This window comes from Enterobacter dykesii (assembly GCF_008364625.2).
GTDB lineage: Bacteria > Pseudomonadota > Gammaproteobacteria > Enterobacterales > Enterobacteriaceae > Enterobacter > Enterobacter dykesii.
The window spans coordinates 1232036-1252184 of sequence record NZ_CP126604.1 but is presented as its reverse complement, the minus strand read 5'-3'; the positions used below and the strand labels follow the sequence as shown (position 1 = coordinate 1252184).

General features: G+C 57.1%; 17 protein-coding genes. 10 read left to right on the top strand and 7 right to left on the bottom strand.

The window, feature by feature from the left end; all coding sequences use genetic code 11:
* The first annotated feature begins 390 nt into the window (after positions 1–390).
* Positions 391–1674, top strand: a complete 1284-nt coding sequence (locus tag F0320_RS05870; RefSeq protein ID WP_023334930.1) for a citrate synthase — start codon at positions 391–393, stop codon at positions 1672–1674.
* 97 nt (positions 1675–1771) lie between these two features.
* On the opposite strand, the gene nei is transcribed toward F0320_RS05870, so the two are convergent.
* The 7 genes from nei to F0320_RS05835 form a co-directional block, all read right to left on the bottom strand.
* A complete protein-coding gene (nei, locus tag F0320_RS05865; RefSeq protein ID WP_126328037.1) occupies positions 1772–2563 on the bottom strand; it encodes an endonuclease VIII in 792 nt (263 codons plus the stop codon).
* A gap of 18 nt (positions 2564–2581) precedes the next feature.
* Complete coding sequence (pxpA, locus tag F0320_RS05860; RefSeq protein ID WP_126328036.1) at positions 2582–3322, bottom strand: 5-oxoprolinase subunit PxpA; 741 nt, start codon at positions 3320–3322, stop codon at positions 2582–2584.
* Positions 3309–4241, bottom strand: coding sequence for a 5-oxoprolinase subunit PxpC (gene pxpC, locus F0320_RS05855; protein WP_126328035.1), 933 nt, complete (start codon positions 4239–4241; stop codon positions 3309–3311). The genes pxpA and pxpC overlap by 14 nt, the downstream gene beginning before the upstream one ends.
* Entirely contained in the window at positions 4235–4891 is a 657-nt protein-coding gene (gene pxpB / locus F0320_RS05850; RefSeq protein WP_045887708.1) for a 5-oxoprolinase subunit PxpB, read from the bottom strand. The genes pxpC and pxpB overlap by 7 nt, the downstream gene beginning before the upstream one ends.
* Positions 4892–4905: 14 nt before the next feature.
* Positions 4906–5649 (bottom strand): type 2 GTP cyclohydrolase I, encoded by a 744-nt coding sequence (locus tag F0320_RS05845; protein WP_126328779.1) that lies wholly within the window; start codon positions 5647–5649, stop codon positions 4906–4908.
* 10 nt (positions 5650–5659) lie between these two features.
* The gene (gene phrB / locus F0320_RS05840; RefSeq protein ID WP_126328034.1) at positions 5660–7072 is read right to left on the bottom strand and encodes a deoxyribodipyrimidine photo-lyase; all 1413 of its coding nucleotides are present in this window, start codon (positions 7070–7072) and stop codon (positions 5660–5662) included.
* Positions 7073–7671: 599 nt separating this feature from the next.
* Positions 7672–7878 (bottom strand): YbfA family protein, encoded by a 207-nt coding sequence (locus F0320_RS05835; protein ID WP_023310781.1) that lies wholly within the window; start codon positions 7876–7878, stop codon positions 7672–7674.
* A gap of 309 nt (positions 7879–8187) precedes the next feature.
* On the opposite strand from F0320_RS05835, the gene kdpF reads away from it, so the two are divergent.
* The 9 genes from kdpF (at position 8188) to potE (ending at position 20120) form a co-directional block, all read left to right on the top strand.
* Positions 8188–8277, top strand: coding sequence for a K(+)-transporting ATPase subunit F (kdpF, locus tag F0320_RS05830; RefSeq protein WP_014069365.1), 90 nt, complete (start codon positions 8188–8190; stop codon positions 8275–8277).
* Entirely contained in the window at positions 8277–9956 is a 1680-nt protein-coding gene (gene kdpA, locus F0320_RS05825; protein ID WP_126328033.1) for a potassium-transporting ATPase subunit KdpA, read from the top strand. Before kdpF ends, kdpA begins: the two co-directional genes overlap by 1 nt.
* A gap of 18 nt (positions 9957–9974) precedes the next feature.
* Positions 9975–12023, top strand: a complete 2049-nt coding sequence (gene kdpB, locus F0320_RS05820) for a potassium-transporting ATPase subunit KdpB (protein ID WP_023310779.1) — start codon at positions 9975–9977, stop codon at positions 12021–12023.
* Positions 12024–12035: 12 nt separating this feature from the next.
* Positions 12036–12611: a potassium-transporting ATPase subunit KdpC gene (gene kdpC / locus F0320_RS05815; protein WP_126328032.1), complete on the top strand. Its 576-nt coding sequence runs from the start codon at positions 12036–12038 to the stop codon at positions 12609–12611.
* Positions 12612–15299: a two-component system sensor histidine kinase KdpD gene (kdpD, locus tag F0320_RS05810; RefSeq protein ID WP_126328031.1), complete on the top strand. Its 2688-nt coding sequence runs from the start codon at positions 12612–12614 to the stop codon at positions 15297–15299.
* Complete coding sequence (gene kdpE / locus F0320_RS05805; protein WP_047073924.1) at positions 15296–15973, top strand: two-component system response regulator KdpE; 678 nt, start codon at positions 15296–15298, stop codon at positions 15971–15973. The genes kdpD and kdpE overlap by 4 nt, the downstream gene beginning before the upstream one ends.
* 279 nt (positions 15974–16252) lie before the next feature.
* On the top strand, positions 16253–16357 hold the full coding sequence (gene speFL, locus F0320_RS05800; RefSeq protein WP_003858645.1) for a leader peptide SpeFL: 105 nt from the start codon (positions 16253–16255) through the stop codon (positions 16355–16357).
* Between the two features lie 254 nt (positions 16358–16611).
* Positions 16612–18810, top strand: a complete 2199-nt coding sequence (speF, locus tag F0320_RS05795; RefSeq protein ID WP_126328030.1) for an ornithine decarboxylase SpeF — start codon at positions 16612–16614, stop codon at positions 18808–18810.
* Positions 18807–20120, top strand: coding sequence for a putrescine-ornithine antiporter (potE, locus tag F0320_RS05790; protein WP_014831099.1), 1314 nt, complete (start codon positions 18807–18809; stop codon positions 20118–20120). The genes speF and potE overlap by 4 nt, the downstream gene beginning before the upstream one ends.
* The last annotated feature ends 29 nt before the right edge of the window (positions 20121–20149 follow it).

The following is a 20149-nucleotide window of genomic DNA, read 5'->3' as shown; positions in this document are numbered from 1 at the left end:
CATCTTTTTAATTTTTAATCATCTGATTTGACAAATGTTAAACAATATTGTTACAAACGTCATCAGAAAAGGCATATAATGCGCAAAAGTTATGAGGTCTCTCTTTCACCTGACAAATAGTTATGTAACAGTGTGATGGTATTGACCGAAGTTATCAGGACAGTTATTAGTGATATACAGGTTTGAATAATTCGGACTGCAAAAACGCTGATTTGCTGTTGTTTCACTGATATTTCATTCGTTTACCTGCAAGGCGCCATAGCTCTGTACCCTGGTTTGTCCTCGTGAGCTGAGCGGAAAGCCAAATAACAATCTGGTAACGGTGATTAACAGCTGAAAGCAAATCCGGTAAAGCGCAGTCTTAAGCATAAGGCGCTAAGGAGACCGTAAATGGCTGATACAAAGGCAACGCTCACCCTAAATGGTGACACTGCTATTGAACTGGATGTGCTAAAAGGCACGCTCGGTCAGGATGTTATTGATATCCGTACGCTGGGCTCTAAAGGTGTATTCACCTTTGACCCTGGATTTACCTCTACCGCATCTTGCGAATCCAAAATCACCTACATTGACGGTGACGAAGGTATCCTGCTCCATCGCGGCTTCCCCATCGATCAGTTAGCCACCGAATCCAACTATCTGGAAGTGTGCTACATCCTGCTGAACGGCGAAAAACCGACGCAGGCACAGTACGATGAATTCAAAACCACCGTGACCCGTCACACCATGATCCATGAGCAGATTACCCGTCTGTTCCATGCGTTCCGCCGTGACTCTCACCCGATGGCGGTGATGTGCGGTATCACCGGTGCGCTGGCGGCGTTCTACCATGACTCCCTTGACGTGAATAACCCGCGTCACCGCGATATCGCGGCGTTCCGCCTGCTGTCCAAAATGCCTACCATGGCGGCGATGTGCTACAAATACTCCATCGGTCAGCCGTTTGTGTATCCGCGCAACGACCTCTCCTACGCGGGTAACTTCCTGCGCATGATGTTCTCCACGCCGTGCGAAGAGTACGAAGTGAACCCGGTGCTGGAACGCGCGATGGACCGTATTCTGATCCTGCACGCTGACCACGAACAGAACGCCTCTACCTCTACCGTCCGTACCGCGGGCTCTTCAGGCGCGAACCCGTTCGCCTGTATCGCTGCGGGCATCGCCTCCCTGTGGGGACCGGCGCACGGTGGCGCGAACGAAGCGGCACTGAAGATGCTGGAAGAGATCAGCACCGTTGAGCACATTCCTGAGTTCGTGCGTCGCGCGAAAGACAAGAATGACTCCTTCCGCCTGATGGGCTTCGGTCACCGTGTTTACAAAAACTACGACCCGCGCGCCACCGTCATGCGTGAGACCTGCCACGAAGTGCTAAAAGAACTGGGCACCAAAGATGACCTGCTGGAAGTGGCGATGGAGCTGGAACACATCGCGCTGAACGACCCGTACTTCATCGAGAAGAAACTCTACCCGAACGTCGATTTCTACTCTGGCATTATTCTGAAAGCGATGGGCATTCCGTCTTCCATGTTCACCGTGATCTTCGCCATGGCCCGTACCGTAGGCTGGATTGCGCACTGGAACGAAATGCACAGCGAAGGCATGAAAATCGCCCGTCCTCGTCAGCTGTATACCGGCTACGAGCAGCGTGATTTTAAGTCTGATATTAAGCGCTAACAGAAGTTGGGTGCGGCCTGATCCCCTCACCCCGACCCTCCCCCACAGGGAGAGGGTGAAAACCTTAAAAACGGCAACTTTCGTTGCCGTTTTACTTTTATTTCTGGCAGTGTGGGCACCAGTTAAAAGGTCTTGAAGAGAGCATAATCCTGTCAATAATCCCGCCGCACCGCTCGCACTTTTTCCCCGCCCGATGAAACACCTTAAAGCGGAACAGTGCCCCGTGATGGGTATTCTCATCCACCACGCCGCGCGTGTTGTAAGAGAGCCGCGGAATATCCAGCAGCGCGTGGGATAACGCCTCCAGCTGTTCATCGCTCAGCTGAGACGCTTTATGCTGCGGCGCCAGCCCGACTTCCCAGAGGATCTCTACCCGCAGGTAGTTGCCAAGCCCGGCCAGAAAGGCCTGGTCAAGGAACAGGCTGGAAAACTGCCGGTTGCGGAATTTGGGGGATAGCAGCCGGGCCTTCACGTCGCTTGCCGTCAGGCGCATGTCCAGCACGTCTGGCCCGACTCGCTGCAGGAACGGATGCATCAGCAGTTGCTCCGGCGTTAACATTTCGATATCCGACGCGCTATAGAGCAGGATCGCTTTATCCGCCGTTTGCAGCCTGACGCGGAGCACGCGGGTGGTTTGCGGCTGCTCACCCGCCTCCACCACGCGCCAGACGCCGTAAAGCTGATTATGGCTATATAACGTCAGGTTATGGGAAAAGTGCGTAAGCAGGGCCTTGCCGCGCGTTTCAATATGAGTCACAGTCTGGCCCACCAGCTGTGATTCAAACGGTTTTAGCTGAGGAAAAGCAAACCAGACATCCGTCAGAGGTTTGCCCTTTATCGCCGCCTCCAGGCTATCCGCCGCACGGCGGATCTCCGGACCTTCAGGCATTTTGTGTCCTTATCGTCATTATTCGGCGCTGACGAGGATGCCCTCTTCAGAGAACGCTGCCCGCAAGCGGCGCGCGAACTGGAGCGCATGCTCGCCATCGCCGTGTAAACATACCGTATCGGCCTGAACGTGTGCCGGTGTTCCATCCACGGCAATCACCCGCCCGGCGCGCACCATCTCGAGCGTCTGCGCCAGTGCTTTACCTTCGTCGGTAATCAGCGCGCCGGCCTGCGTCCGCGGCACCAGGCTGCCGTCCGGCTGATATCCCCGATCGGCAAACACTTCCTGACGCGTGGTCAGCCCCAGCCGTTGTCCGGCGCGAATCAGCTCGCTGCCCGCCAGACCCACAAGGATCAGCTGCGGGTTGCAGTCCCGCACCGCGCGGGCAATGGCGTCCGCCAGATCGGCATCTTTCGCTGCCTGGTTGTAGAGCATGCCGTGCGGCTTCACGTGGCGCATCACATCGTTCTGGGCGCGCACCATCGCATCCAGCGCGCCGATCTGGTAGAGCACCTGAGCGTAGACCGTCTCAGGGGGCAGATCCATCGCCGTACGGCCAAAGTTTTCCCGATCGGGAAAGCTGGGGTGAGCCCCAATCGCGACGCCGTTTTTAATGGCATTACGCACGCTCTCCAGCATGGTTTGGGCATCGCCCGCGTGAAAGCCGCAGGCGATATTGACCGAGGTGACCAGGGTCATCAGTTCCGCATCAGCGCGGCTTCCCTCCCCCAGATCGGCGTTCAAATCAATCTTTACCATCAAGCCTCCACGCCAGCTGTTCCAGATAACGCTGCTGATCCTGCCGGGCCTTCAGCGCCTCCTCCAGCGAACACTGCACGAAGTGAATCGGCTGACCGAGGGGAATTTGCGCCAGATGGTAGCGATCCGCTTCAATGATGCAGGCAATGCGCGGATAGCCGCCGGTCGTTTGCGCATCGTTCATTAACACGATGGGCTGACCGTTCCCCGGCACCTGAATAACCCCCGGCAATAAACCGTGGGAGAGCAGTTCCCGGTCCGTCGTGCGGGTCAACGGCTGACCCTGCAGGCGGTAGCCCATGCGGTTACTTTGCGGGCTGATCTTCCACGGCGCGCGCCAGAAGGACTCTTTAGACGCCTCGTCAAACTCATGATATTCCGGCCCCGGTAAGGCGCGGATCTGGTTTCCCCACAGCAGCTGTTTTACGCCCTGTGTGGTCGAGAAATGGCGCGCGGAGGGTTTGATTCCCAGCCGATCGCCGTCGCGCAACAAACGTCCTTCGTGACCGCCGATCCCGGCCTTCTGATCGGTACTGGACGAGCCCAGCACCTCCGGCACGTCGATGCCCCCCGCCACCGCGAGATAGCTACGCACGCCGTGCAGCGGACGTTTGAGCGTCAGGCGCTGCCCGGCTTTCGCTCGTAGCCGCCAGCCGGTCCACACCGCTTTGCCATCCAGCGTCGCATCACAGCCTGCGCCGGTTAAGGCAAACCAGGTTTCCTGACCAAACTCAATCACACACTGACCCAGCGTAATTTCTAGCGCCGCCGTGCTGCCTGGGTTGCCCACAAGCAGGTTGGCAATCTCCAGCGAAGGACGGTCAAGCGCACCGCAGTAGCTCACGCCCGACTGGCGCAGACCAAAGCGGCCGGCATCCTGTACGGAGGTGTAAAGCCCGGCGCGAATAAGCGTTAACATACCCCCTCCTTCTGCGGGATAAAGCGAAGGGTATCGCCGGGACGCAGGAGTATTGGCGTCTCCAGCCCGGGTTCAAATAACGGTGTCGCGGTATGCCCAATAAGCTGCCAGCCGCCAGGCGATGTCAGCGGATAAACGCCGGTCTGCTCGCCGCCGATAGCCACCGTCCCCGCCGGCACGCTCAGGCGCGGCTCGGCACGGCGTGGCGTATGCAGCCGGGGAGATAACCCGCCCAGATACGGGAATCCGGGCTGAAACCCCAGGAACCAGACCACGTAGTCAACCGAGCTGTGCAGCTCAACTACCTGCTTTTCGGTTAATCCGCAGTGGTCTGCCACCACGCCCAGATCCGGCCCACCCGTACCGCCATAAACGACCGGGATCTCAATGGCACGCGATTCCGGCTCCAGCGCCTCGCTCTCTTCCCACCAGCGCTGCAAACGCTCAATGGCATCCAGCGCCAGGGTATGCGGGCTACGCAGCACTACGGTGATGTTATTCATCCCCGGAATAGCTTCAACCACCTCCGGTAGTTCGGCCAGACGCTGGGTTAGCCGCCAGATACGCTTTTGCGTGGCAAGGGTCACCGGCGGCTCGAGCTCCAGAACCACTGCCGTTTCTCCCAGAAGATAACAACGCGCTCGCTGCACTCAGACACCTCTCATCAGGCCGGGTTAGGGATATCAATAAAGGTCACATCCAGATCGGTATTTTCCGTCAGCCACTCGCTGAGGGCGCGAATGCCGCCGCGCTCAGTGGCATGGTGGCCTGCCGCGTAAAAGTGCAGACCCTGCTCACGAGCAGAGTGAACCGTCTGCTCTGAGACTTCGCCGGTGATGAACGCATCGACGCCGAAGCGGGCAGCGCTGTCGATAAAGCCCTGTCCGCCACCGGTACACCAGGCAACACGTTTAACCAGATCCGGTCCGGTATCACCGCACCACAATGGGCGACGCCCCAGACGCGCTTCAATCCAGGAGGCCAGCTCCAGACCCGGAACCGGCATCGCCAGCTCGCCCCACGGCACCAGCGGTTCAATTTCACCCATCACGGTAATCCCCAGTAGCTGCGCCAGCTGGACGTTGTTGCCGAGCTCCGGGTGTGCATCCAGCGGCAGATGGTAGCCGTACAGGTTGATGTCATTAGCCAGCAGCGTTTTCAGACGATTGCGCTTCATCCCGCGAATAATCGGCGATTCGTTTTTCCAGAAGTAACCGTGATGAACAATCACCGCGTCGGCGTTCTGACGAACGGCCTCGTCCAGCAGCGCCTGGCTTGCCGTCACGCCGGTGATAATTTTTTGCACCGTCTCACGGCCTTCAACCTGGAGCCCGTTCGGGCCGTAATCGCTGAAGGAGGTACTGTTCAGTTTTTCGTTAATCAGGCTTTCCAGTTCGCTGTTTTTCATCATCACTCTCTTATGCTTTGCGGGCAGCTTCGTACGCCGCCAGCGTGGCGACACGCGCCTGTTTATGGTCGACAATCGGACGAGGGTAATCCAGCTTTACACGCTGTTTATCCGCCCATGCCCACGGTTCGTGGATCGCTTTAGCAGGTATACCGTTAAGTTCAGGAACCCAGCGGCGGATAAACTCGCCGTCCGCATCAAATTTTTGCCCCTGAGTGGTCGGATTGAAAATCCGGAAATAGGGTGCGGCATCGGTGCCGGTAGAGGCCGCCCACTGCCAGCCGCCGTTATTCGCCGCGAGATCGCCATCGATCAGCTGAGAGATAAAATAGCGCTCTCCGATACGCCAGTCGATAAGCAGATCCTTCACCAGAAAGCTGGCGGTAATCATCCGCAGGCGGTTGTGCATCCACCCCGTCTCATTAAGCTGACGCATGGCGGCATCGACTATCGGATAGCCTGTCTGCCCACTTTTCCAGGCTTTCAGCTGCTTATCATTCGATTGCCACTTTACGTTATCGGTCCAGCCAATAAAGGGCCGATGCTTACACAAACCAGGATGAAAGGTCATCAGATGGCGATAAAACTCGCGCCAGATAAGTTCATTCAGCCAGACGGACCCTGCGCCACCCTCCAGCGCCTGCGGTTGCTCCGCCAGCAGACGGTGCAAACACTGGCGCGGTGAGATCGCGCCCAGCGCCAGACAGGCCGACAGGCGGCTGGTGCCCTCGATGGCGGGAAAATCCCGACGCGCGTCGTAATAGCCCGCGTCCTGCTTGCAGAACTGGCGCAGTTGAGCGATGGCCGCTTTTTCATCGGCAGGGAACAGCGCTTCATCAAACGGCTGCTGAGGGTAATCAAACGTCAGCTCAGGCAGCTCTTTTATGGCTTCGCCTCGCACGGCAGGCGCGGCAACGCACTCCGGCAGCGCCTCTTTCAGACGTTTGATAAAGGCATTTTTGAACGGCGTAAAAACTTTATACATCTCGTGGTTGCCGGTCATAACGCTGCCCGGTGCCAGCATCACGCTGTCATCAAACCCTTCGCAGACCACCCCTTCCAGCATCTTCTCCAGCTGGCGGTCGCGCTGCTGCTCGTTGAATTCGTACTGGTAGTTGTAGAAAAGATGCGTAACCTCGTGCTGCTTACAGATCTCCTGCACCGTCTGAAGCTGTGCGGCAAAATCATTCACCTCTTTATAAATCAGCGGTATGCCTTTTCCGGCAAGCGAGTGCTGCAGATCGTTCAGATACGCCCGGAGCAAGGCCGCCTGCCGGGGGGCCATATCGTGCTGCCGCCACTGCTCGGGCGTGGCCATAAACAGTGCCAGTACGTTAGCGTCTTTGGCGCGGCATGCTGCCGCAAGGGCGATGTTGTCATGTACGCGCAGGTCCGCGCGAAACCAAACCAGATGGGTGGGCATAAAACTCCAGGCAATTATCCATTATGTCCGTAAGGGCATGCCGTAAAAGGAAAAAGCATGCATTGAACTACTTTGCCATGAAGTGTAGACGGGATGAAATAAAAAAGGCCGCCCGAGGCGGCCTTAGCGCTACTTGTCCTGCGCTATCGTGGTTAACGCGACAAACCCATTAGGTTCATCGCTCTTTACAACGAGTACGCTGGCGACAATGAACGCGATGCAAAAATAGCGTTTCATTATGCGGTCCCTGCAGCTAACCGCTCCACCGTTCACCACCGGTGATAAGTCGGTGGACACAAGCCCTGACGAGAGCCTGACTTACGGTTGTGGTGACGCCTTCCCCGGGACCGGTGCCCATGTGCGAGATGGCGGAAAGGGACGCTGCATAGTAGTTGGCCCTCGCGTAAAAGGTAATCCACTGAAATGATTTTTAAGAATATATTTAGGGAGTTGCAGTTTGATTACTTAAGAACCCGAGATATTCTTGTAACCCTCTGACGAGGGCTTGAAAACCACCCAACGGACCGCGAATCCCGAGGGACAAAAAAACCGCCAACAGTAATGTGGCGGTTTTTTTATTGCTATGTGTAGTCTTAGTATCAGTAGAAATCGCAGGTCGCTTTCTCGGCCTGATCCATCCACACCGGCTTCTCGCTGGTTTTCGCCCAGACGCGGTGCAGATAGCTATAAAAACGTGCACGATCTTTCCAGAACAGCATCACCGGCAGAGCCAGCACGCCAGCCACTACGGCGAAAGCGCGGCGCAAGAACACGATATGAGCCGGATACTCTTTATAAAGATCCATATTTTTCTCCCCTATAGTTGGCCGGAAACGTCATCCGGAAAATTCAAAATCTGTGACCTGGCTAAAATAATATCGCTTTGTTTGTAATTTTACTACTCATCCGACCACTTATTTTCGTCCGTTTAGCAAAAATTTACACTCACGCCGTAATTAAGTTACAAAAAAGTTAACAGTTTACTTATCAATAGTTAAATTGTGGGCTTTGCCATTTTTATACTTTTTTTACACCCGCCCTCCCCATTTTTGCGAAATCTTTGCGCCGGAAATCCTACCGTTAGCACAACAACAAAAGTCACCTGGAGGTGGATTGTGAGTGCAGGTCTTATTGCCGGCATCGTGCTGGTGTTCCTGTTATTGGGTTATCTGGTCTATGCCCTGATAAATGCGGAGGCCTTCTGATGGCTGCTCAGGCGTTTCTGCTTATTGCCAGCTTCTTATTGGTACTGTTCATTCTGGCAAGACCACTGGGATCGGGACTGGCACGATTGATCAATAACGTCCCTTTGCCCGGCACGGGAAGCGTTGAAAAAGGGATCTGGCGCGTACTGGGAATAGACGATCGGGAGATGAACTGGCGTCAGTATCTGATCGCCATTCTGCTGCTGAATATCGTTGGGCTCATTGCGCTTTTTGCCATGCTGATGTTGCAGGGCATCTTGCCGCTGAATCCGCAACAGTTACCGGGCCTGTCCTGGCATCTTGCGCTGAACACGGCGGTGAGCTTTGTCACCAACACTAACTGGCAGTCCTATTCCGGTGAAACCACGCTCAGCTACTTCAGCCAGATGGTCGGGTTAACCGTGCAAAACTTCCTCTCGGCCGCCAGCGGTATCGCGGTGATCTTCGCGCTGACCCGTGCGTTTGCGCGTCAGAAAATCAATACCCTGGGTAACGCGTGGGTGGATCTGACCCGCATCACGCTGTGGATCCTGCTGCCGATTGCGCTGCTGATCGCGCTGTTCTTTATCCAGCAGGGCACCCTGCAAAACCTGATGCCTTACGCGCCCTATACCTCACTGGAAGGCGCAAAACAGCTCCTGCCGATGGGGCCGGTAGCGTCACAGGAAGCCATCAAAATGCTCGGAACGAACGGGGGTGGCTTCTTCAACGCCAACTCGTCGCATCCGTTTGAAAACCCTACAGCCTTGACCAATTTTGTGCAGATGCTGGCGATTTTCCTGATCCCCGCCGCGCTCTGCTTTGCCTTTGGTGATGTGGTTAACGATCGTCGTCAGGGCCGCACCCTGCTCTGGACCATGTCGCTGATCTTTGTGGTCTGCGTGGCGCTGGTGATGTGGGCTGAATGGAGCGGCAACAGCCATTTCATGCAGCTTGGGGCTAACAGCAATATCAACATGGAAGGTAAAGAGAGCCGCTTTGGCATTCTCGCCAGCAGCCTGTATGCGGTGGTCACCACCGCGGCCTCGTGCGGGGCAGTCAACGCTATGCACGATTCCTTTACGGCGCTGGGTGGCATGATCCCGATGTGGCTGATGCAGATTGGCGAAGTGGTGTTTGGCGGCGTGGGTTCGGGTCTTTACGGCATGCTGCTGTTCGTGCTGCTGGCGGTGTTTATTGCCGGTCTGATGATTGGCCGCACCCCGGAATACCTCGGTAAAAAAATCGATGTTCGCGAGATGAAATTAACCGCGCTGGCGATTCTGGTCACCCCGGCTCTCGTGCTGCTCGGCACCGCGCTGGCGCTGATGACCGAAGCCGGACGCAGCGGCATCTTTAACCCTGGCATTCACGGTTTTAGTGAAGTGCTGTATGCCGTCTCCTCTGCCGCTAACAACAACGGCAGCGCCTTTGCGGGCTTAAGCGCCAACTCTCCGTTCTGGAACTGTCTGCTGGCGTTCTGCATGTTTGTGGGTCGCTTCGGGATCATTGTGCCGGTGTTGGCGATAGCCGGATCGCTGGTGAATAAAAAAATCCAACCGACCACTACCGGGACATTACCGACCCACGGCGCGCTGTTTATCGGCCTGCTGACGGGCACCGTGTTGCTGGTCGGCGCCCTGACCTTTATCCCCGCCCTCGCGTTAGGCCCGGTCGCGGAATACCTCTCTTTACGCTGATTTTGCGGAGAAATTGTCATGAGTCGTAAACAACTGGCCCTGTTCGAACCGTCATTAGTTCGCCAGGCGCTCATGGATGCGGTGAAAAAGCTGAGCCCGCGCGTGCAGTGGCACAACCCGGTGATGTTTATTGTCTGGGCGGGAAGCGTCCTGACCACCGCCCTGGCGATTGCCATGGGAACGGGCCATATGCCTGGAAATGCGATGTTTACCGGCGCCATCAGCCTGTGGCTGTGGTTTACCGTGCTGTTCGCCAACTTTGCGGAAGCGCTGGCGGAAGGCCGGAGTAAAGCCCAGGCCAACAGCCTGAAAGGGGTGAAAAAAACCGCCTTCGCGCGCAAGCTACGTGAACCGAAATACGGCGCGCAGATGGACCACGTTCCGGCTGATGAACTGCGCAAAGGCGATGTGGTGCTGGTGGAGGCCGGTGACATTATCCCTTGCGACGGTGAAGTCATCGAAGGGGGAGCCTCGGTGGATGAAAGCGCCATTACCGGGGAGTCCGCGCCGGTGATCCGTGAATCTGGCGGCGATTTCGCCTCCGTGACGGGTGGGACGCGCATTCTCTCCGACTGGCTGGTGATCCAGTGCAGCGTTAACCCGGGTGAAACCTTCCTCGACCGGATGATCGCCATGGTGGAAGGCGCGCAGCGTCGTAAAACGCCGAACGAGATTGCCCTGACCATCCTGCTGGTGGCCCTGACCATCGTCTTCCTGCTGGCAACCGCGACGCTGTGGCCGTTTTCCGCCTACGGCGGTACCGCGGTCACCATCACGGTGCTGGTGGCGCTGCTGGTCTGCCTGATCCCCACCACCATTGGTGGCCTGCTGTCAGCCATCGGCGTAGCCGGCATGAGCCGTATGCTCGGTGCCAACGTCATCGCCACCAGCGGGCGTGCGGTTGAAGCCGCCGGTGACGTGGACGTCTTACTGCTGGATAAAACCGGGACAATTACCCTCGGCAACCGCCAGGCGTCAGATTTCTTACCCGCCCCGGGCGTGGATGAAAAAACGCTGGCGGATGCCGCACAGCTCTCTTCGCTTGCCGATGAAACCCCGGAAGGCCGCAGTATCGTGATCCTCGCCAAGCAGCGCTTTAACCTGCGCCAGCGCGACGTTCAGAGCCTGCACGCCACTTTCGTGCCCTTCACGGCGCAAACACGCATGAGCGGAATTAACATTCAGGATCGCATGATCCGTAAAGGCTCCGTTGACGCTATCCGCCGCCACATTGAGGCCAACAACGGCCACTTTCCACCGGAAGTGGACAGCCTGGTAGAGAGCGTAGCCCGTCAGGGGGCAACGCCGCTGGTGGTGGCCGAGGGCGCACACGTGCTCGGGGTAATTGCCCTGAAGGACATCGTCAAAGGCGGCATCAAGGAGCGCTTCGCCCAGCTGCGTAAAATGGGGATCAAAACGGTGATGATCACCGGGGATAACCGTCTTACCGCCGCGGCGATTGCCGCCGAAGCGGGCGTGGATGATTTTCTTTCCGAAGCCACACCGGAAGCCAAGCTGGCGTTGATTCGTCAGTATCAGGCGGAAGGCCGTCTGGTGGCGATGACGGGCGACGGTACCAACGATGCCCCTGCCCTGGCGCAGGCCGACGTGGCGGTGGCGATGAACTCCGGTACCCAGGCGGCAAAAGAGGCGGGCAACATGGTCGACCTCGACTCTAACCCGACCAAGCTGATTGAAGTGGTGCACATTGGCAAGCAGATGCTGATGACGCGCGGGTCGCTGACCACGTTCAGTATCGCCAACGACGTGGCGAAATATTTCGCCATCATTCCGGCCGCGTTTGCTGCGACCTACCCGCAATTAAACGCGTTGAACGTGATGCACCTGCACTCTCCGGCCTCGGCCATTCTGAGCGCAGTGATCTTTAACGCCCTGATTATTGTCTTCCTGATCCCGCTGGCGCTGAAAGGCGTGAGCTATAAGCCGCTCACGGCCGCCGCCATGCTGCGCCGCAACCTGTGGATTTACGGCCTGGGCGGGCTGGTGGTGCCCTTCATCGGTATCAAGGTTATCGACCTGCTGTTGACGCTGTTCGGCCTGGTTTAAAAGGTGAATCAAATGACGATGTTACGCCCCGCTATACTTCTGTTTATTCTGCTGTCTCTCATTACCGGCGGGCTTTACCCGCTGGTGACCACCGCGCTGGGCCAGTGGTGGTTTAAGGATCAGGCTAACGGCTCGCTGATACTGCAAAACGGTGAAAACCGCGGTTCGCGCCTGATTGGTCAGAACTTTACGGATGCCCGTTACTTCCAGGGACGCCCTTCCGCCACTGCCGAAAGCCCGTATAATCCGATGGCCTCTGGCGGCAGTAACCTGGCGGGCAGCAACCCCGAGCTGGACAAAGCCGTTGCTGAGCGCGTGGCAGCCCTGCGCGCCGCGAATCCGCAGGCCAGCCGTGAGGTGCCCGTGGAGCTGGTGACCGCCTCGGCCAGCGGGCTGGACTACAGCCTGACGCCGGCAGCGGTGGCATGGCAGATCCCGCGCGTTGCCGCCGCCCGTCAGCTGACCGTCGAACAGGTGAGCCAGCTGGTTGCAGAGCACACGCAAAAGCCGCTGGTCAGCTTCATAGGCATGCCCGTGGTGAATATTGTTGAGCTGAATCTGGCGCTGGACGCGCTAAGGAAAAACTAAATGACCGACGAGCCCATGCGCCCGGATCCGGACAGGCTGCTTGAACAGACGGCTGAAGCCCATCGCGGCAAACTGAAAATTTTCTTTGGCGCCTGCGCAGGCGTCGGGAAAACCTTCGCCATGCTGACGGAAGCCCAGCGGCTACGGGCGCAGGGGCTCGATATTCTGATCGGCGTGGTCGAAACCCACGGACGCAAAGAGACCGCATCGCTGCTGAAGGGGCTGGCTACCCAGCCGCCCCGCCGCATCAGCCATCGCGGTCGGTTAGTTACCGAATTCGATCTTGATGCCGCCCTCGCCCGCCGTCCCGCCCTTATCCTGATGGACGAGCTGGCGCACAGCAATGCGCCAGGCTCACGCCATCCAAAACGCTGGCAAGACGTTGAAGAGCTGCTCGAAGCCGGCATCGATGTATTCACGACGGTAAACGTTCAGCATCTGGAGAGCCTGAACGACGTGGTGAGCGGCGTGACCGGCATTCAGGTGCGCGAGACGGTGCCCGACCCCTTCTTTGATTCTGCCGATGAAGTGGTGCTGGTCGACCTGCCCCCCGACGATTTGCGCCAGCGCCTGCATGAAGGCAAAGTCTATATCGCCGGACAGGCCGAGCGCGCCATCGAACACTTCTTCCGAAAAGGCAACCTGATTGCCCTGCGCGAGCTGGCCCTGCGTCGTACTGCCGATCGCGTCGACGATCAGATGCGCGCCTGGCGTGACCTGCAGGGCCAGGAACGCGTCTGGCATACGCGAGATGCCATCCTGCTGTGCGTAGGCCACGGCAGCGGCAATGAAAAGCTTGTTCGCACCGCCGCTCGCCTGGCGGCTAAATTTGGCAGCGTCTGGCATGCGGTGTATGTCGAAACGCCGCAGCTGCACGCGCTGCCCGAAAACCAGCGTCGCGCTATTCTGAGCTCGCTGCGCCTGGCGCAGGAGCTGGGTGCCGAAACCGCCACCCTTTCCGATCCTCAGGAAGATAAAGCCATCCTGCGCTATGCCCGTGAGCACAACCTGGGGAAAATCGTGATTGGCCGTCGCCAGCATCGCCGCTGGTTTAGCCGCGAATCGTTTGCCGACAAGCTGGCCCGCCGCGCGCCGGATCTGGATCTGGTGATCGTGGCGCTGGATGATAAGCCCACGCCGTTACCCAGCCGCGCGCCGGACAGCCGTGCCTTCAGCGATAAATGGCGCATTCAGCTGCGCGGCTGTCTTGTCGCCCTCGTGCTCTGCGCCCTGATTACGGTGATTGCCAGCCAGTGGCTGATCGCCTTCGACGCCGCCAACCTGGTAATGATTTATCTTCTTGGCGTAGTGGTGGTGGCGCTCTTTTACGGGCGCTGGCCGTCGGTCCTGGCGACGGTGATCAACGTCATCAGCTTCGATCTGTTCTTTATTGCCCCCCGCGGGACGCTCGCCGTCTCGGATGTACAGTACATCCTCACCTTTGCCGTGATGCTCACCGTCGGGCTGGTGATCGGGAATCTGACGGCGGGCGTGCGCTACCAGGCGCGTATTGCCCGCTATCGCGAGCAGCGCACGCGCCATCTCTATGAGATGTCGAAATCGCTGGCGGTGGGACGCACGCCGCTGGATATCGTGCAGACCAGCGAGCAGTTTATTCGCTCGACGTTTCATGCCAGCAACCTGATTTTGCTCCCGGACGAACACGGCAAGCTGCGCCCGCTGACGTCCGCCACAGGCATGACGCCCTGGGACGAAGCCATCGCGCGCTGGAGCTTTGATAAAGGGTTACCTGCAGGTGCAGGGACCGACACCCTGCCCGGCGTGCCCTATCAAATTCTGCCCCTGCGCAGCGCCGATAAAAATCAGGGGCTGGTGATTGTTGAGCCCTCAAACCTGCGCCAGCTGATGATCCCCGAACAGCAGCGGCTGCTGGAGACCTTTACGCTGCTGGTTGCCAGCGCGCTGGAGCGGCTGGCCCTCACCGCCAGCGAAGAACAGGCCCGGCTGGCGAGCGAGCGTGAAAGCATTCGTAACTCGCTGCTGGCGGCGCTGTCTCACGATCTGCGAACCCCGCTCACCGTCCTGTTTGGTCAGTCAGAAATCCTGACGCTGGACCTGGCGGCGGAAGGCTCTAAACACGCGCTTCAGGCCAGCGAGATCCGCCAGCACGTGCTGAATACCACGCGTCTGGTGAATAACCTGCTCGATATGGCGCGTATCCAGTCAGGCGGTTTTAACCTCAAAAAAGAGTGGCTCACGCTTGAAGAGGTGGTGGGCAGCGCCCTGAAGATGCTCGAACCCGGTCTGGGTGGGCGACATATCGCGCTGAACATGCCCGAGCCCCTGACCTTAATTCATGTCGATGGTCCGCTGTTTGAACGGGTGCTGATCAACCTGCTGGAGAATGCCGGCAAATATGCGGGCGCCAGCGCGCAAATTGGCGTGGATGCGACGGTGGACGACGGCACGCTTCGCCTTGACGTCTGGGATACCGGACCCGGCATTCCCGCCGGGCAGGAGCTGGCTATTTTCGAAAAATTCGCACGCGGCAATAAGGAGTCGGCCATTCCGGGCGTGGGGCTGGGGCTGGCGATTTGCCAGGCAATCATTGACGTCCACGGTGGGTCCATCTCCGCCGAGAATCGTCCCGAAGGCGGCACGCGGTTTTGTGTTACACTTCCTCTTGAAACCCCGCCAGAACTTAATGAATTACCAGAGGATTTGTGATCAACGTTCTGATTGTTGAAGATGAGATCGCCATTAGCCGTTTTCTGCGCGCTGCGCTGGAAGGGGACGGTCTGCGCGTTCATGATGCGGGTACGCTTCAACGGGGTTTAATTGAAGCCGCCACCCGCAAGCCGGACCTGGTGATCCTCGATCTTGGACTCCCGGACGGCGACGGCATCGATTTTATCCGGGAAGTCCGCCAGTGGAGCCAGATGCCGATCCTCGTGCTCTCCGCTCGTACGGAAGAGACGGATAAAATCGCGGCGCTGGATGCCGGGGCGGATGACTATCTGATTAAACCTTTTGGTATCGGCGAACTACAGGCTCGCCTTCGCGTGGCGCTGCGTCGCCACAGCGCCACCACGCCTGCCGATCCAACCTACGCGTTTGGTGATATCCGGGTTGACCTGGCCGCGCGGCGTATTGTGCGCGGTGAAGAAGAAATCCATCTGACGCCAATAGAATTTCGCCTGCTCGCCGTTCTGCTCAACAACCACGGCAAGGTTCTCACCCAACGCCAGCTGTTAAGCCAGGTGTGGGGGCCCAACGCGGTGGAACATAGTCATTATTTACGCATATATATGGGACATCTTCGTCAGAAACTCGAAGTTGACCCCGCTCGCCCTCGCCATTTATTAACTGAAACCGGTATCGGTTATCGGTTTATGCTTTGAATAACTATTCATTTTATTTTTAAATAAAATCGAAATACCTCAGGCAATATTTCGCAAATAATTCATACATTATTTTTACGGGTTATTTTTGCTCATTTAAAACATTGTTAACACATTCTATTAACGTAACACCAACAAACCAGAATTTTGATCTGCGATATTCATCTAAAACGAATATTTATTTCTGATTTGATCGGTTAACGGTGATCTACCTCACGGTTAATCGCCTTTTCCTGGATAAAATGACCATGCTTTCAATTACTGAAAGGAAAATGAAACATGGAAAACAACAATCGCTTAATGCCCCATATAAGGCGGACAACACATATCATGATGTTTGCCCACCGAAACTGCTTTGACTTTCATCTCTTTAATGCCCGGTAGTCCTTCGACTTCTGGCGCACTCGCTTACAGGTTATCCTGAAAAACCTTATTTTACAGGCTATTGCCTGTGAACTCGTGCGCTCATTCATTTTAATTCAGACTCACCCGCACCGGGCGGACTGAATTTCAATCATCAAAAAAGCAATTTACTGATTTTAATCAGCGGTCACCCTTTGCTTTTTTTCCGGAAAATTATCGATTTCTTTCTTGCAAGAAATCGAGGGACGCTTATTACCTAAAATAAAGAGAGAAAGATGAAAAGTTTAAAAATCGCAGCCAGCCGTGCATGTCCGGATTGCTTTACTACCCAGCGTGAACTGGTAGATGTCCGCGCCTCTGATTATATTGATGTTGCCGCCATTGTTCTGGCGGTCACGGATATTACCAGCGGTATCCTGGACGAAATAGAAGCCACTGGTTTTGGCATTCCTGTTTTTGTCGCGACGCACAAAGAGGAATTCATTCCGGCAGACTATTTATCGCGCATTCACGGCGTATTTGAGTATTCAGACACCAGCAACGAATTTTATGGACGCCAGCTGGAAGCGGCAGCCCAGAAGTATGAAACCCAGCTGCGCCCGCCGTTTTTCCGCGCCCTTGTCGACTATGTGAAGCAGGGCAACAGCGCGTTTGACTGCCCGGGGCATCAGGGTGGCCAGTTCTTCCGCCGTCATCCTGCCGGTAATCAGTTTGTCGATTTCTTTGGTGAGACGCTTTTTCGCTCCGACCTGTGTAACGCCGACGTGGCGATGGGCGATCTGCTGATCCACGAAGGCGCGCCGTGCATCGCCCAGCAGCATGCGGCAAAGGTCTTTAATGCCGATAAGACCTACTTCGTGCTGAATGGCACCTCGTCATCCAACAAAGTGGTGCTTAACGCCCTGCTCACCCCGGGTGACCTGGTGCTGTTTGACCGTAACAACCACAAATCTAACCATCACGGTGCCCTCCTCCAGGCTGGCGCAACGCCGGTCTATCTGGAAACTGCGCGCAACCCGTACGGCTTTATTGGCGGAATTGACGCCCACTGCTTTGAAGAAAGTTATCTGCGCGAGCTGGTGGCAGAGGTGGCGCCTGGCCGTGCACGCGATGCGCGTCCGTTCCGTCTGGCGGTGATCCAGCTGGGCACCTACGATGGCACCATCTATAACGCCCGTCAGGTGGTGGATAAGATTGGGCACCTCTGTGATTACATCCTGTTTGACTCCGCCTGGGTGGGTTACGAGCAGTTTATTCCGATGATGGCCGACTGCTCTCCGCTGCTGCTGGAGCTGAACGAAAACGATCCGGGGATCCTGGTCACCCAGTCCGTGCATAAACAGCAGGCCGGCTTCTCGCAGACCTCGCAAATCCATAAGAAAGACAGCCACATCAAAGGGCAACAGCGCTATGTCCCGCATAAGCGGCTGAACAATGCCTTTATGATGCACGCCTCCACCAGCCCGTTTTATCCGCTGTTCGCCGCGCTGGACATTAACGCCCGCATGCATGAAGGCCAGATCGGCCGCAACATGTGGATGGACTGCGTGGTGAACGGTATCGAAGCGCGCAAGCTGATTCTGGAGAACTGCCGGTATCTGCGCCCCTTCGTGCCGGAGACGGTGGATGGCCGTCCGTGGGAAAGCTGGGACACGGCGGAAATTGCGACCGATCTGCGCTTCTTCCACTTTGTACCGGGTGAAAACTGGCACGCTTTTGAAGGTTACGCTGAGCATCAGTATTTTATCGACCCGTGCAAGCTCCTGCTGACCACGCCGGGTATTAACGCCCGCACCGGGGAGTATGACGACTTCGGCGTGCCCGCAACTATCCTCGCCAACTTCCTGCGTGAAAACGGCATCGTGCCGGAAAAATGCGATCTCAACTCGATCCTGTTCCTGCTCACGCCTGCGGAAGATATGGGAAAACTGCAGCAGCTGGTGGCGCAGCTGGTGCGCTTCGAAAAACTGCTCGAGAGCGATGTTCCGCTGAAAGACGTCCTGCCATCTCTCTACAAACAGCATCCGGAACGTTACGCGGATTACACCCTGCGCCAGATCTGCCAGGAGATGCATGACCTGTACGCCCGCCACAACGTGAAACAGCTGCAGAAAGAGATGTTCCGCAAGTCTCACTTCCCGCGCGTGATGATGAACCCGCAGGACGCGAACTACGCCTATCTGCGCGGTGAGGTTGAGCTGGTCTCACTGCGCGACGCGGAAGGCCGCATCGCCGCCGAAGGCGCCCTTCCTTATCCACCGGGGGTACTGTGCGTGGTTCCAGGGGAAGTCTGGGGCGGTTCCGTGCTGCGCTACTTTGCCGCGCTGGAAGAAGGCATCAATCTGCTGCCGGGCTTCGCGCCGGAGCTGCAGGGTGTGTACGTCGAGGAGTGCGAGGGTCGCAAACAGGTTCGCTGTAACGTCATCAGACAACCCGCCGCTCAGCCCGCGCTGCTGAAAGGAGAGAAACTATGAGTAAGTCCAATAAGATGGGCGTGGTGCAGCTGACCATCCTCACCATGGTGAACATGATGGGCTCCGGGATTATCATGCTGCCTACCAAACTGGCAGAGGTGGGCACCATCTCTATCATCTCCTGGCTGGTGACGGCAGTCGGTTCAATGGCGCTGGCGTGGGCGTTTGCCAAGTGCGGAATGTTCAGCCGTAAGTCAGGCGGCATGGGCGGCTATGCCGAATACGCTTTTGGCAAGTCGGGCAACTTTATGGCCAACTATACCTACGGCGTGTCGCTGCTGATCGCTAACGTGGCGATTGCCATCTCCGCCGTGGGTTACGGTACGGAGCTGTTTGGCGCGACGCTCAGCCCGGTGCAAATTGGGCTGGCGACCATCGGCGTGCTGTGGATCTGCACCGTGGCTAACTTTGGCGGCGCGCGTATCACCGGACAGCTCTCCAGCATCACCGTCTGGGGCGTGATTATCCCGGTTGTCGGCCTGTGTATCATCGGCTGGTTCTGGTTTAGCCCGACACTCTACGCCAATTCCTGGAACCCGCACCACGTGCCGTTCTTTACCGCAGTCGGTTCTTCTATCGCCATGACGCTCTGGGCCTTCCTGGGTCTGGAATCCGCCTGCGCGAACGCGGAAGTGGTAGAGAATCCAGAAAAGAACGTGCCGATTGCGGTCCTCGGCGGCACGCTGGGCGCGGCGGTGATCTATATCGTCTCGACTAACGTGATTGCCGGGATTGTGCCAAACATGGATCTGGCCAACTCCACGGCGCCGTTCGGGCTGGCCTTCGCGCAGATGTTCACCCCGGAAGTCGGGAAAGTAATCATGGGTCTGATGGTCATGTCCTGCTGCGGTTCACTCCTCGGCTGGCAGTTCACCATCGCACAGGTGTTTAAATCCTCGGCTGATGAAGGTTACTTCCCAAAAATCTTCTCCCGCGTGACCAAAGCGGATGCGCCGGTGCAGGGCATGCTGGCGATTGTTATCTTCCAGAGCGGATTGTCGCTGATGACCATTAGCCCGTCGCTGAACAGCCAGTTCAACGTGCTGGTCAACCTGGCGGTGGTGACGAACATCATTCCGTATATCCTGTCGATGGCAGCGCTGGTGATCATTCAGAAGGTGGCGAAGGTGGATCCACGCAAAGCGCGTGCGGCCAATATCGTGGCGCTGATTGGGGCAATCTACAGCTTCTACGCGCTCTACTCATCCGGCCAGGAAGCGATGCTGTATGGCGCGATGGTGACCTTTATGGGCTGGACGCTGTACGGTCTGGTATCGCCGAGATTTGAATTGAAGAATAAGCATAGTTAAAAAAAGGGAGCCATTCGGCTCCCTTTTTT